Genomic DNA, 15248 nt, shown 5'->3' with positions numbered 1-15248 from the left:
CATCTCCTTTTATTGTAATATTTGGATATTTTTGTTTTTAATTATACACGTTATACCATATTGTTTGTATATCTTTTTTTATTTTTATTTACCTTGTTATAAATCGAAAACGAACAAAGAAAACAAAGATATACACAGATTTCTATTTATCCCCATTTAAATTATTTGTTATATATACCCATCCGTTTCCATACTGAGTAATGCCAAGTCTTCTGTTCAGTTCTCACTATGATCTCATATCAAATAATAAAAACCTTGTATTTCATAAGTTTTCATACAACAAAAAACCCCCTGCTTTAGGGGGTATTACTTAGAAAGGACATACTTTCATATCTCACCGATTTTAGTTTTTAGGTTTAATATTTAACAATTTTTGCTTTAAATCCTCTTCCATATTAGATAATTCAATTTGGGCTTGTTGACGCTTCATACGACCTTCTGCTTGAATACGAAGTGTTTCTTCTAATGCAGTAATTAAATTATCCTGTGTTTTCTTTAATGTTTCAATGTCTACTAATCCACGTTCATTTGCTTTTGCCGTTTCAATCGTATTTACTTTAAGCATTTCTGAGTTTTTTAACAGTAAATCATTTGTCGTTTTGGCTACTTGATTTTGAGCATCAACAGCAGACTTTTGTCGTAATAACGCTAGTGCAATAGCTACTTGGTTTTTCCATAATGGTATAGCTGTCATAATGGATGATTGAATTTTTTCAGCTAATGTTTGATTTGTATTTTGTATTAAACGGATCTGCGGTGCACTTTGAATCGTAATTTGACGACTTAACTGTAGATCATGCATTCTCTTTTCTAATCGATCAACAAATTGCAGCATATCATTTACTTCTTGAACAGCCATTTGATCGCCAGATACTTCTGCTTTTTTCCTCATTTCAGGAATGATGGTATTATTTAGCTCTTCAAGTTTAAGTTCTGCTGCAGCTATATAAATATTTAAAGCGTGAAAATAATCTTTATTTTTTTCATAAAGTTGTTCAAGCATAGCTACATCATTAAGCAATGTGTTTTTTGAATGAGTTAACTGAACAGCAATGCGATCAATTTGTGCACTCGTTTTTTGATATTTAGATAAAGTTTCTTGAATAGATGAAGAAATCTTTCCGAATAAGCGTGATACAATGTTTCGCTTTTCCTGTAGTTCATCAGGTTTAACGCTTTCTAATCGCTTCATTAAATCACCCAGAATCTCTCCAACTTCCCCAATGTCTTTTTTCTGAACTTGATCAAGCATCGCATGAGAAAAATTCATAAGCTTAGATTGTGCTTGTGTGCCATACATCATCATTGCCTGAAAATCAGTTGGATCAATCTGTTCCGCTAGTTGTATAGCGCGTTCTCTATTTTCAGCAGGCAGTACATCTATTAATCTTTGCGGTTTATCTGTTACTTCTTTTTGCATTTCAACTTGGTTATGCACTACATCTCCAAATGGATTCGATAATAAATCATCTAATCCGTCTCTTTTTTGTAGTGTTCTTTCATCTGACATGAATGTTCCTCCTTCAAGACTTTACATTAGGATCTTTATTTTTTTCAATAGATTGTTTTGCAATGTCAATTTCTACTTTTAATGTATCCACATCATTTGCAAGAAGATTAGTCAAATCTTTTTCAATTGTTTGAGCCATCTCTGCAATGGTGATACGAGTATCTTTTAGAGAGTCTTGAATTTCACCAGTTTTTACAGATTGTTTCGTTAAAAAGGCATATTTTTCAGTTAACTCAACCATAGAATCTAAATGTGAATAATAAAATGACTCCGCTTTATAAAAACGTTTCGGATCATCTTCAACAATAGCTTGTATTTTTTTTGCTACTTTAATGACATCATAATTCTGCTTAATAGTTATCACGTTTCCAACTGAAAACATTACTTTTTGTAGGCGTGATATTTTCGCCTTTCCTTCTTGTAGATGATCTTTAATATACTTATATTCACTTCGGCTTAATCCACTATTTTTTAGCTCTTTCCTAGCAAACATCCATTTTAGACCAAAGAAGGTAATTAGTAATGCCACAAATCCAGACAATACTGATATGAAAAATGATACACCAAAAGCTAACCAACTAACAAGCCAAGCTACAACAAATGCAACTGAAGCGACGGCTAGTCTAAAAATAAACATAAATATTGATATGACAGATTTCATTTTTCATCGACTCCTACTTGTAGTTCCTTATTTATTATTTACGGATATCATATCGTAAGGTTTCAATTTCTTTTTCTGAATTTCATTCATTTCCCTCTATATAAATTATTATATCTATATTATAACAAGGTTTCAGGAAATCACATATAAGACGGTAGACGTACACAAAAATAAGTCTTGAGAAAAGAGAGATGAAATACATTTCATAAACAAAACATCCCTTCGTAAATATGACCTTCTATACTTCACATTTGTTTTTTTACCATTAAAAAAACAAACACAAAGTTTGCTTTCCTCTTTGTCTTCTTCGTTGTACAAACAATCTTTCTCGTTCTAATAAGCGATTCTTTTCTCTGTTATTTAAAATATACCCACACCACCTATAAAATAACGTCTCGTCATTCACTGGTAGATATTTCATACAAGAAATTCTAATCTTACTTTGATACAATAATAAATATTTTAATATCAACCTAGAGGAGATTACTATGTTAAAAGTTTCTAAATACTTTATACCAATTTTGTTAGCATTTATTTTATTATCTGGATGCCAATCAAATGCTATTCCTGATGAGGCTCAATTAGATGTACCCATCGTATTACAATATCCAGAGCTTCCAAGAGGCTGTGAGGTAACTAGCCTTGCTATGCTATTACAATATAATGGCATTGATGTCGATAAAATGGAATTAGCAGTAAAAATCGCACATCAACCCTTTGAAAAAAATGGTGTAAAAGGTAATATGCATAAAGGGTTTGTAGGAGCTATGAATACTTTGGACGAAGATGGTTTAGGTGTATATGTAGAACCGATTGTAGATCTTGCGAAAAAATATGTACCAAACAGAAAAGTGAAAAATATTACAGAAGAATCACCTGAATCACTATACAAAGCGGTCAGCAAAGGATACCCAGTCTGGGTTTTAATTAATGCACGATTCAAAGAACTGACAGATGACCATTTTCTAACGTGGGTGACGGATGAAGGAGAAATGAAAGTCACCTATCGACAACATAGCGTCGTCATAACAGGATATGACAAGGACAATGTATTTATTAATAATCCAATGGAGTCTAACAAAAATATCGCCATAAATCGAGTAAATTTCGAAAAAGCATGGATTCAAATGGGTAGTCAAGCTATGTATATAAAAAACTAAATAGATCATCGTTTTAAGTTTGGAATTCAATGTCGTCGGATAAGATTACTTTCTTATCCAGACGACATTTTTCATTTGTTATATGACTAAAAATCAAAATTATCTGGGTCAGCACCTACACGCTCATTTTTGTTCATACTATCAATAACTTTCATATCCTCATCGCTCAATTCGAAATCAAAAATATCTGCATTTTCTTGAATACGTTCTTCATGAATCGATTTAGGTATCGTTATAATACCATGTTGGATATCCCAGCGAAGGATGACTTGAGCGATACTTTTGTTATATTTTTTCCCAATATCCGATAAGACTGGGTCATTTAATAATTTACCACTACCAAGTGGTGAATAAGCTTCAATATGAATTCCTTTTGATTTACAGAACTCTCTTAATTCAACCTGGGATAATAAAGGATGAAGTTCGATTTGATTAACCATTGGAACAATCTCTGCCGTTTCTAATAAATCTTCAAGATGATGAATATGAAAATTACTCACTCCGATTGCTCGGGCTTTTCCATCTCTGTAAAGCTTTTCAAGTGCCTTCCACGTTTCTTTATACTTTCCAGCTGTTGGCCAATGTATTAAATATAGATCAACATATTCAATTCCTAGCTTTTTCATACTTTCATCGAATGCAGCTAATGTAGATTCATAACCTTGATCGTCATTCCAAACTTTTGTTGTAATGAACAGCTCTTCTCGAGAAAGACCGCTTTCTTTAATTGCTTGACCAACACCTTCTTCATTTTGATAAATAGCTGCTGTATCAATCGCTTTATATCCCGATTTAAGAGCGCTTTTCACTGAATGAATGACTTCTTGACCATCTTTAACTTGCCAAACACCTAGACCAAATTGAGGCATTTCTACTCCATTATGTAAAGTAATGGTAGTTTGTAAATTGTTCATTTAATCTCCTCCTTAGCTACTATCCTATAAATATCATACACTTTGTATTTATATAATTAATAGTCTATTCTTTATACTTTTTGAAAAATTAACATGCAAATTATGATAAAATTGGGATGAAGAAGGAGGAGAGTAATTATTCAAGATAAGAAATGGCTCGTATATACTCTATTATTCTTGTGTCTTTGTAGTGGAGGATTTTTTATATACGTGATAACTTCACAAATAATGGAACATAATCAAACGATGAACGTATCAACTCAAGAAGAGAAAACCACTTCTAAATCAAACTCAAATACTTCTAAGTCATCTATAGAGGCAAGAATTACGCAGAACGAACAAATTACTGCAAGTGAAGTGATAGAAGATGAGTCTACTAAAAAGCCATTATCCGTTCCTCTTATACTACAAATGCCAGAATTAGAACGAGGTTGCGAAGTAACTAGTTTAGCAATGATTTTGCAATATCAAGGTATTTCTGTCGATAAAATAGAATTAGCCCAAAACATAACTTTTGTACCTTTTAAAGAAAATGGATTAAGAGGTAATATGCACAAAGGTTTTGTTGGTAATATATATACATTTTCCGAAAGTGGACTTGGTGTATATGTAGAGCCAATTATTGAATTAGCGAAACAATATGTTCCTGCAGAAAGAATTGTGAATGTGAGTAAGAAACCTATAGAACATCTCTATTCCGCTATCGATAAAAGCTATCCAGTATGGCTGATCACTAACTCGTGGTTTAACGAACTACCAGAAAGTCAATTTTACATATGGGAAACAGTAGACGGGCCAATGAAAGTTACATACAGACAACACAGTGTTGTAATGACAGACTATGACGATCAATATGTTTATGTTAATGATCCGCTACAAGCGGAAAAGAACATCCCATTGAATCGAGAGAACTTTGAAAAGGCTTGGATTCAAATGGGTAGCCAAGCTATGTATATCATGAACGAGAATCATTAACACTTGATTATGGAAAATCAAATACTACATTTTAAAAGGTTGCCCAAAAGATATACTTTTGGACAACCTTTTCTAATCGTGTCTATTTAAAAACTTCAACCTATTACTCTACACCTCTAAAACTATCGAATGGATAAAATACAAATTTCGCCTTTCCAATAATGTGATCTTTCTGAATATAGCCAAGTCCATTTCGACTATCCATACTATCCAAGCGATTATCTCCCATCACAAAATATTGATCATCTGGTACTGTAAGGGGACCAAAATTGCCTGTAAGTAACGAGCCTTGCTGTTTTGCTTGTTTTCTATTTTCCGACAAATATGGTTCATCATATACTTTTCCATTAATCAATAATTGATCATTGCTCATTTCTATCTGATCTCCTGGTGTACCAATTATTCTTTTAACATAATTAGTATCTGTTCCATCTCCTTTTATAATAACAATATCTCCTCTTTTAAAATCACCAATAAAATTCATCTTACTAACAAACATTTTTTCATGATTATGTAATGTTGGACTCATTGAAGAACCATCAACTGTATATGGTGCAAATAAAAAGGTTCTTACTAAAAATACAACAGCGAATGCAATAACCAATGATTTTATCCAACTTTTCACTTCTTCTTTAACTTTTGATTTTTCCACTTTAACACTCCTCAACATCAATAAATAAAAGCGCTTTGCTACTACCACTTTTTATATATAAGTAGACTATAGTGGGTAATAACTATTACCCTTAACCAACTTACTAAATCATGGATGGTCTTTATAACTAAAACAAAGCATCTTTTTATTCTAAAAAATCATATAGACTTTATCATCGAATAATTTTCTCTATTATAACATTTTCATGTATTTTTACACATATGAAAGAAGCTATCTTCTTTTCTGAAAATAGCTTCTTTCATGAAATTATTAGTTCTATCTTTTTAATGGTTTTTTCTCAGAAATAATCATATTACGAAATTTACCTAATAACCTTCCGAAGCGCGTAGTAGAAGCTACCAAATGAATCTCTTCTGACTGACTATTTTCCTTATGTTTTGTCTCTACAAGCTTAGATGCTTTTATCGCTTCCTCCATAAAATAGGACTGTGAATTAACGGCATGATACTCAGAACCACTTCGCTTTTTGTATAATCCATTTGATTCTAAAACCCGAGCCTTCACATTATCATACAATTGAACTTCTAATATATCATTAATTCTTTTTTTCACTTTACTATCTAAAATAGGACTAGCAATCTCCACTCTTTTTTCCATATTTCTTGTCATTATATCAGCAGAGCTAATATACATTTGCATCCCTTCTCCTTCTCCAAAACAATACACACGGGAATGCTCTAAAAACCTTCCTACAATACTAACTACTGTAACATTTTCTGTTTTATTTTGAACGCCTGGTATTAGACAGCAGATCCCTCTAATAATTAAGAAAATTTTCACGCCAGCGCAAGAAGCCTCTGAGAGTTTCGTAATTAATTCACGATCTGTTAAAGAGTTCATTTTCATTACAATCTTACCTGTTTGCCCGGCCTCTACTTTAGCAATCTCTTCATCTATTAAAGCGCTAATTCCCGTTTTTAAACTTGTAGGTGCGACTAATAATTGATTATATTGACCGTCTAAATTAGAAATAGACATGTTTTTAAAGAAAACATTTGCATCATTTCCTATGACGTCATTTGCCGTAATTAAACATAAATCGGTATACAATTTCGCTGATTTTTCATTATAGTTACCTGTTCCGATTTGGGTAATATAATTAATTTTATTTTGATTCCAATAGGTGATTAGACATATTTTCGAGTGTACCTTAAATCCTTCAAATCCATAAATCACATTACAGCCAGCCTCTTCTAGTTGTTCTGCCCAATCAATGTTATTTTGTTCATCAAAGCGTGCACGAAGTTCCATTAATACTGTTACTTCCTTCTTATTTTCCGCAGCTTGTGTCAAGTATTCTACTAGCTTTGCTTTGTTAGCCAAGCGATAAATTGTAATTTTTATTGAAATAACATTATCATCATTTGCAGCTTCTCTTACAAGACGTAAAAATGAATCCATCTGTTCATATGGATAATGAAAGATCATGTCTTTCTTTCTAATTTGTTCAATCATGGATTCAAACTTGCTCACCATAGGTGAAGACTGTGGTTCAAATACTGGATAGCATAGAGAACGTGCCGTCATTAACGGAAATTTCTCATGTAGCGAAAAGACATATGACATTTTCAACGGCGCCTTACTACTAAATACTTGTTCTTTTCTAATATTCAGTCTTTCACATAAATAATCTAGCATTTCATTGGTACATTCATATTGAATTTCTAAACGGACAGGCGCTAGTCTCTTTCGTTTTTTTAAGATTTTTTTCATATGATGACGGTAATCATCATCATCATCAAATTCTTCATCTTCAGGACTAATATCTGCATTTCTCGTTACAGAAATGATTGTCTTATCTACAAGATTAAACATAGAAAGTATTTGTTCCGCATATTCATAAATGATTTTTTCCATCAAAATATATCGAACATTCTCACCAGGTAAAAACACTACATTTGGTAGAGATTGTGGTACTGGTATAAAACCAAATGACAATTTCTCATCATTCTTAATCATAACTACAATATGTAAAGACTTATTCGTTAAATGTGGAAACGGGTGGTGTAAGTCCACAATTTGTGGTGACAATACTGGTAATATAATATTTTTAAAATACTGATCAATAAACTTACGATCTTTCCCATCTAATTCACGAATAGTCGTATTATATATATCATGTTCTCGTAATTCCTTCTCAATCTCCAAAAAAACCTGGTCTTTTCGTTTATATAGAGGTGCTGTAGCTTTAAATATCTTCTTTAATTGTTCCGTTGGAGTTAATCCACTTTTATTATCTACATGTGCTCCTTTAATATAAGACAAATCTAATAAGCTACCTACTCTAATCATATAGAACTCATCTAGATTACTCTCAAAAATAGAAACAAACTTTAATCTTTCATATAAAGGAACTGATAAATCACAAGCTTCCCCTAGAACTCGTTCGTTAAATTGTAGCCAAGAAAGCTCTCGATTCTGTGTATAACTAATATCATTCATCATCTTAACCCTGCTCATGTTCCTCACCTTCTTTTAACACCTTGCTATACAAGTACCCTTCTCTAACACCATACCCGCTAATATGAATGATTTCACTGCCATAATACTCTGCAATTGTATCCAAAATAATCATTCCTGGGATAATAGTATGAATACGATCTGGTACAACTCGTAAGATTCTACGTAACGTACTTTTATCTGCTTTTTTAAATAAGGCAAGCATGTCTTTAATATAATTCACTTGTAAATCATTCGATGAATCTAATTCATGAAGGTCATGATAGATTTTTTTAGTGGCACGAACCGTTCCACCTACACCGCATATTACTTTATGCGTTTGATTGTTAGACCCGAGCTTCGCTAGTTCCATTAAGATATCTTCTTTCATAGCTAATCTCTCTTCTTTTTTCGGAATTAGCTTTGAAACATGCTTTGTAAACATACTTAAGGATCCAATCGGAATACTTGTAGCCGATTTTAAAACAGCATTTTCATATACAGCTAACTCAGTAGATCCCCCACCAATATCTACAAGAATACCACTATCAACATTTAAAAAGTTCGATGCTCCTATAAAATCAAGAGTTGCCTCTTCTGCACCTGAAATCACATCAATAAAAAAGCCAGTGCATTCTTGAATGTTTCGAACAACTTCATCAGAATTAATAATATTTCTTAATGAAGCTGTAGCGAATACGTAAACATTTTCAATTCCAAAGTTATCTAAAATTGACTTATAATCTCGTAGTATTTCACAAGCTGTCGAAATTCCTTTTTCAGACATTATTCCATTTTTTACATAACCTGCAAGTCCAGCAGTTGTCTTTTTACTTAACAAAGATTTCAAATTATTTTCTTGGCACGTATAAATGTTTAGTCGTATTGTATTTGATCCTATATCTATAACTCCATAAATCATCTGTAATCCCCTTTTTTAAAAAAAATACTTTATTTAATTCTACCATTCTTATGTTTCCCTATTTTATGACCGTTTTCCAAACATAATATGTGATAAATGTGAAAATTTCTATATTTTCAACAAATCTTTACAAAATATTCATATTTTGAGTCTTATTCCTTGTGCATACAAAAAGAGCTATTATCTTAGTAAATAGCTCTTTTTGTATTTGGATATCTAATTATATAACGAATATTCTTTCTAACTTACGAAATAGATTCATTCTTTTCAATTAATTGATTACCAATACTTTCTACAATTTCATTAGTAGTCTTCGGTACAAAAGTCTTTAAGACATTATTAATCATAGCACCCATAAATCCACCCGCAGAAATGTCTAAACTACCCGTAATTTTTGTTTGATTTTCACTTAATTCTTCGACTTGAAAATAACCTGATCCATCAAAATTATCATTAATACCTTGTAACTTAAAAGAAAGCTTTGAATGGTCCTCTATTTTGATTTGATGTACTAGTAAACTTACATTCTTTTTCACAAAACCAAAATCACCTAAAAAATCCCATATAGCTTCTTGATCACTTTTCAATTCATGTTTAATATATCCAGGCATTAATGGTGCCCAATTATTGAAACTCCCTACAAATCCCCATGTTTCTTGAAGGGATGCATTTATTACAATAGAATGTACACTACTCGGCATGATGGCTCCTCGCTTTCATATTTTAACATTTTACCTTCTGAAATATTATTTCTATTTGCACATGTATAATCCTTCAAAAAAATGAATTATTTTCTAAAAATACGAATAAAAACGATTTTTCTATATAATTTCCCAACCAATGAGACGAAAGTCAATAAAGAAAGGAATATTTGGAAATTTGTCTAATACATATACATATGATTGTTAATACTTCGTTTCTTTAGACTGTTTTCACATACTTAGTTGCATATGAACAATTTAGTGAATTTAGGCTGAGTTGAATTCCTCTCCAAGATGCTCGATTTCCGCGGGACAGGTAGTTAGCCTCTTTGGCACAAGTGTCTAGTAGGTCTCACCTGTCCCGCTGCACCCGAAGAGTTTCGCACCTTCCCCTCTAATCAAGCTGTTTATTCTACTTTGATTCACTAAAGTTATTTATAAACAACCCTCTTTTAGAAAACAGCCTTACATGAAAAAGAACATTAGAATAAGAGGAGCGCTTTTATGGATTTTGCAATGTTTAAACCTTTGAAATTAAAAGCATTTAGAAGTCTATTTGGAGCACAAATTTTTTCAGATTTTGGGAATTGGTTAGATATAATAGCCCTTCAGGCTATTGTCGTTTTCTATTGGGGTTTGGACGAAACGGCAGCGGCCTCTGTTTTAATCGTGCTAGGTCTTCCCTGGGTTATCATCGGCCCATTTGCCAGTGTATTTACTGATCGTCTCAATAAGAGAACCGTAATGATCGTCTGTTTATATTTGAGAATGGCAATGGTTGTTGGTCTTTTTTTCTCCCCCAATTTATACTTTTTATTACTTTTTGCTTTTTTAAAAAGTACGGTAGCTGCTATATACGATCCAGCCAGACAAAGTACAATTCGTTCTACTGTTCCACCAAATCAATTGGCAGAAGCCGTTACTTTAAGCCAACTTTCTGTTAATACGATGAAAATTATCGGACCAGCGCTAGGCGGATTAATCATGCTAGTGTTCAACACAAAAAGTCCTTTTATTTTTGAAGGCATTAGTTTTTTTATTGCCTTATTATTCATTTTGAATTTACCAAAGCAAATTGGGTCGAATCACACAGAAATGGAAACTACACCAAAAAAAGCACCTTTTATTGAAGAATTCAAACTGGGTATCCAACATATTTTTAATACGCCTCTTCTTAAAACTGCTATAATTTTGTCTTCCATTGCTTTTTTTATCATTTTTCTTTATGACGGACTTTTTTCATTTGTGGCTAAAAAAATTGGGTTTTCTGAAGAGGGATTTGCTTTATTAATAAGCGCTGTTGGATTTGGAAGTGTAGCTGGAGCATTGTTGCTGGGAAGATGGACAAATTGGAAGACCCGACCTATACACTATATGGCAATTGCTTCTGTTTTCAGTGGCTCATTTATCGTATTAATAGGGTTAGGAAGTATGGGCATGTTTTCTCTACCAAATTATCTTTGGATACTGGTAGCATTCATTCTAGGAATTCTTGCGTCTATTGAATCCATCCCTTATGGTTATGTTTTACAAAGTGAAACTCCTCAAGAAATGATGGGACGTGTTTCAGCGGCCGCAACATCCTCCCAAACTTTTTCAATGCTATTCGCTCCTGCAGCAGGTGCTTTTTTTGCTAAACTTATAGGAATATCCTCTGTATTTATTGTAGCGGGATTAACAACCTTCCTGCTTGGTATTTTTATTCTCAGTTTCGTAGTGAAAAAAGGAAGGATCGTACAGGAAAACAGTCAAAGTTTATAATAAAAAAGAACATTATTATTTCTGTTAGCTCTATATCAACTGTTTTAATAAACTGAGTTGACTATTTTAATATCCTAATACAAAAGAGTAGTCCATTATTTCACTCTCAAAATGATGGACTACTCTTTCCTCATAGTAAAAACTACTCCAATAAAATGAAAAAACTAAACTCGATAACTAACTAAACTCTTCAATTTAGCATATTCCCTCATAACCTCTTCAGATACAATGTACAGATCTGCTTGATGAATATTTTCATATGTCTTTTCATTAAATATCTCACGTTTTTGCATTGGTAAATAGTTCGCATTTTTAATTATCAATGAGAATTCATTTAATAATGAAATTTGTACATATTGCTCATAAGCATTACAGTCTGCTAGTGCTGTTTGGTTATATGAATCAACTGTGACACTTGCGGTAATTTTAATAATATTATCCTTATCCATATGTTCGCCTCTATTGAAAATTATTTCTTCACATTAAGAAATCACTCATTTATTTGCTGTAATTATAAAGAGGTAATTCTTACTCTTTATTCTTTTCGATTTAAATGTAAAAAATTCAAACATTTTTTACAGATGTAAATAAAAGAGCAATCATATTTAAAATTAAATGACATCATTAGTATCTTTGAAGCCTTCTAGAAAAATGAAAAGTTCTTTGTCTAGACTGTCCTTTTTTTCGTCTTACAACTATTCCCTTGGATCAAAATGTGCACGATCTCTAATGATAATAAAATCCTCGGTAGGGAAAGCTATTTCCATAGCTGTTCAGTAAACTTTGTTAAGAAAGGAATACAGGTATGGAATATTATCTTAAAGATATTGACGATGTACTATCAGAAGTGCAATCTACGCGAGATGGTCTATCTCTCAATGAAGTCTCAACACGCCAAGAAAAGTATGGGTATAATGAGCTTAAGGCGAATATAAGAGACTCTATATGGAAATTGTTTTTTTCAAATTTTAAAGACCCTATGAGTATTGTCTTACTCATTGCTGCAGCCGTTCAAATTTTTTTAGGGGAAGTAATTGAATCCATTATTATTTTATTAGTTCTAATTCTGAACTCTGTTATTAGTACCATTCAAACTAGAAAAGCAGAGAACTCACTTGATGCTCTTAAAAAGATGTCTACTCCCGAGGCAAAGGTAATGCGTGACGGAAAGAAAAGTACAGTCCCTGCTAGAGAATTAGTACCAGGTGATATTGTATTATTGGAAGCAGGAGATAATATTCCTGGTGATGGTCGCATCATAGAAACTGGTACTCTTAAAGTGGATGAGGGTATGCTGACTGGCGAATCTGAAGCAGTTGAAAAGTTTGAAGATACCATTCATCATGACCAACCTTTAGGAGACCGTCGGAACACGCTATACAGTGGGTCTATGGTAGTTTATGGACGTGGAACAATGGTTGTAACAGGAACTGGACAAAATACTGAAATCGGCAAAATTGCTTCGTTACTTGAAAGCGCAGAATCAAAACAAACTCCTTTACAAAAGAAATTAGAAGTTTTTAGTAAGAAACTAGGCATCGTAATTTTGTGTCTATGTATATTTATTTTTGCTATTCAGGTAGGACGTGTTTGGTTTTCAAATGATAGTACAAATATGACGGCTTCTATACTTGATGCTTTAATGTTTGCTGTTGCTGTAGCAGTCGCAGCAATACCCGAGGCATTGAATTCAATTGTGACCATCGTTTTAGCTGTAGGAACAAATAATATGGCAAAAAACCATGCAATTATACGAAAACTACCAGCTGTCGAAACATTAGGTTCAGCATCACTAATCTGTACAGATAAGACAGGAACTCTAACCCAAAATAAAATGACCGTTGTAGATTATTACATCCCAGGTGAAATGAAAACGAATTTTCCAGAAGATACAAATCTTTGGACTACAGGTGAGCACGCCCTTCTTCATATCGCTGTTTTATGCAATGACTCACATATTAATGAAGAAGGAAAAGAACTTGGTGATCCAACAGAAGTTGCTTTAATCGCATTCAGTAATGCTAAAAAGAAAGACTATGGTAAAATTCGAGCAACTTTTCCAAGAGAAGCCGAACTCCCCTTCGACTCTGACAGAAAGTTAATGTCTACTGTTCATAATTTCAATAACCAAAAAGCCATGCTGGTTAAAGGGGGACCAGATGTTTTATTTGAGCGTTGTCATTCTATTTTAATAAATGATGAGGAAAAACCATTAACTAATGACATATTAAATGAGTTAAAAGCAGCAAATGAAGGTTTTTCAAAAAAAGCGCTCCGTGTTTTAGCTTACGGGTACAAAAATTTACCAAATGATAAACGAGAAATATTTATTGAAGATGAAGAAAATTTTACACTAGTTGGTCTTACAGCCATGATTGATCCACCACGTGAAGCAGTTTATGACGCTATAAAAGAATCTAAAAAGGCTGGTATTAAAACGGTCATGATTACCGGTGATCATAAAACAACAGCCCAAGCTATCGGCCATGATATTGGGTTAATGGATAAAAATGATATTGCCTTAACAGGCCAAGAATTAGATGCTCTAAATGAAGTTGAACTAGATAAAAAACTCGAGAGTATTTCAGTGTATGCACGAGTTTCACCTGAGAATAAAATTCGAATTGTACGTGCATGGCAGAAAAAAGGGAAAATTACTGCAATGACGGGTGATGGTGTAAATGACGCCCCTGCTTTAAAGCAAGCTGATATTGGTATAGCTATGGGTAGTGGAACAGATGTTGCCAAAGATGCTTCAGCAATGATATTAACAGATGATAATTTCGTATCAATCGTGAAAGCAGTAGAGGTTGGAAGAACGGTATTCGAAAACATAAAAAAATCCATTGCTTTTTTGTTCGCAGGAAATTTAGGCGCAATTATTGCCATTATTTTCGCACTCGTATTTAATTGGATAAATCCGTTTACTGCTATTCAATTACTGTTTATAAATCTCGTTAATGATTCCCTTCCTGCTATTGCCATTGGTATGGAAAAAGCAGAACCAGGAATTATGCAAAAAAAACCTAGAGATATAAACGAAGGATTATTTTCAGGTGGAACGATGCAAATTGTCATTATTCGTGGTTTACTAATTGGAATAGCAGTTATTGTCTCTCAATATATTGGGCTTCAGCAAAATGAACAAATAAGTGTCGCAATGGCTTTTACAACACTTATTCTTGCCAGAACGTTCCAAACATTTACCGCTCGATCGAATTCTCAGACTGCTTTAAAAATTGGCCTTTTGAGTAATAAATATGTCTTAGGAGCCGTTACGATTTGCTTATGTCTATATTTTATTACAATCATTCCAGGCATTCGGAGTATTTTCTCTATACCAGATGCATTCGGTTTGTATGAGTGGACGATTGCTACAGGATTAGCTTTGCTCGCTGTGATTCTCATGGATATTGGTAAGGCATTACGGAATACCACAATGAAGAAAAATGCATAAAAATATGTAATAACAAGAGCCATAAATAAAAAGAGGCTAGAATCATTAGCCTCTTTAATATTGATATTTAGAATA

12 protein-coding genes are annotated in these 15248 nt (G+C 32.9%); 4 read left to right on the top strand and 8 right to left on the bottom strand.

Annotated features, from left to right (window positions below; all coding sequences use genetic code 11):
• Positions 1–343 precede the first annotated feature (343 nt).
• A complete protein-coding gene (locus tag BN349_RS05380) occupies positions 344–1510 on the bottom strand; it encodes a toxic anion resistance protein (RefSeq protein WP_019241253.1) in 1167 nt (388 codons plus the stop codon).
• A 13-nt stretch (positions 1511–1523) separates the two neighbouring features.
• Positions 1524–2171 carry a 5-bromo-4-chloroindolyl phosphate hydrolysis family protein gene (locus BN349_RS05375; protein WP_019241252.1) on the bottom strand — a complete coding sequence of 216 codons (648 nt, stop codon included), beginning with the start codon at positions 2169–2171 and terminating at the stop codon, positions 1524–1526.
• A 488-nt stretch (positions 2172–2659) separates the two neighbouring features.
• On the opposite strand from BN349_RS05375, the gene BN349_RS05370 reads away from it, so the two are divergent.
• Complete coding sequence (locus tag BN349_RS05370; RefSeq protein ID WP_019241251.1) at positions 2660–3331, top strand: C39 family peptidase; 672 nt, start codon at positions 2660–2662, stop codon at positions 3329–3331.
• Positions 3332–3417: 86 nt separating this feature from the next.
• Here the strand turns inward: BN349_RS05370 and BN349_RS05365 are convergent, their stop codons facing one another.
• Entirely contained in the window at positions 3418–4245 is an 828-nt protein-coding gene (locus BN349_RS05365; RefSeq protein WP_019241250.1) for an aldo/keto reductase, read from the bottom strand.
• A gap of 228 nt (positions 4246–4473) precedes the next feature.
• Between BN349_RS05365 and BN349_RS05360 the strand changes: the two genes are divergently transcribed.
• The gene (locus tag BN349_RS05360) at positions 4474–5220 is read left to right on the top strand and encodes a C39 family peptidase (protein ID WP_019241249.1); all 747 of its coding nucleotides are present in this window, start codon (positions 4474–4476) and stop codon (positions 5218–5220) included.
• 103 nt (positions 5221–5323) lie between these two features.
• On the opposite strand, the gene lepB is transcribed toward BN349_RS05360, so the two are convergent.
• From lepB to BN349_RS05340, 4 genes are all read right to left on the bottom strand, one after another.
• Entirely contained in the window at positions 5324–5890 is a 567-nt protein-coding gene (gene lepB / locus BN349_RS05355) for a signal peptidase I (protein ID WP_026089181.1), read from the bottom strand.
• A 258-nt stretch (positions 5891–6148) separates the two neighbouring features.
• Positions 6149–8353 carry a polyphosphate kinase 1 gene (gene ppk1 / locus BN349_RS05350; RefSeq protein ID WP_019241247.1) on the bottom strand — a complete coding sequence of 735 codons (2205 nt, stop codon included), beginning with the start codon at positions 8351–8353 and terminating at the stop codon, positions 6149–6151.
• On the bottom strand, positions 8340–9254 hold the full coding sequence (locus BN349_RS05345; protein ID WP_019241246.1) for a Ppx/GppA phosphatase family protein: 915 nt from the start codon (positions 9252–9254) through the stop codon (positions 8340–8342). The genes ppk1 and BN349_RS05345 overlap by 14 nt, the downstream gene beginning before the upstream one ends.
• A gap of 245 nt (positions 9255–9499) precedes the next feature.
• Positions 9500–9955, bottom strand: a complete 456-nt coding sequence (locus tag BN349_RS05340) for a CoxG family protein (protein ID WP_019241245.1) — start codon at positions 9953–9955, stop codon at positions 9500–9502.
• A 504-nt stretch (positions 9956–10459) separates the two neighbouring features.
• On the opposite strand from BN349_RS05340, the gene BN349_RS05335 reads away from it, so the two are divergent.
• Positions 10460–11716 (top strand): MFS transporter, encoded by a 1257-nt coding sequence (locus tag BN349_RS05335; RefSeq protein ID WP_019241244.1) that lies wholly within the window; start codon positions 10460–10462, stop codon positions 11714–11716.
• 164 nt (positions 11717–11880) lie between these two features.
• On the opposite strand, the gene BN349_RS05330 is transcribed toward BN349_RS05335, so the two are convergent.
• Positions 11881–12165, bottom strand: coding sequence for a hypothetical protein (locus BN349_RS05330; protein WP_019241243.1), 285 nt, complete (start codon positions 12163–12165; stop codon positions 11881–11883).
• Between the two features lie 356 nt (positions 12166–12521).
• On the opposite strand from BN349_RS05330, the gene BN349_RS05325 reads away from it, so the two are divergent.
• Positions 12522–15173 (top strand): cation-translocating P-type ATPase, encoded by a 2652-nt coding sequence (locus BN349_RS05325; RefSeq protein WP_019241242.1) that lies wholly within the window; start codon positions 12522–12524, stop codon positions 15171–15173.
• Positions 15174–15248: the final 75 nt, after the last annotated feature.

It is taken from the genome of Bacillus sp. AP8, from assembly GCF_000321185.1.
In the GTDB taxonomy this organism is placed as follows: Bacteria; Bacillota; Bacilli; order Bacillales; family DSM-1321; genus Bacillus_AD; species Bacillus_AD massilioanorexius.
Note: the sequence above shows the minus strand (reverse complement) of the source record. Positions and strands in the feature narration are given on the sequence as shown.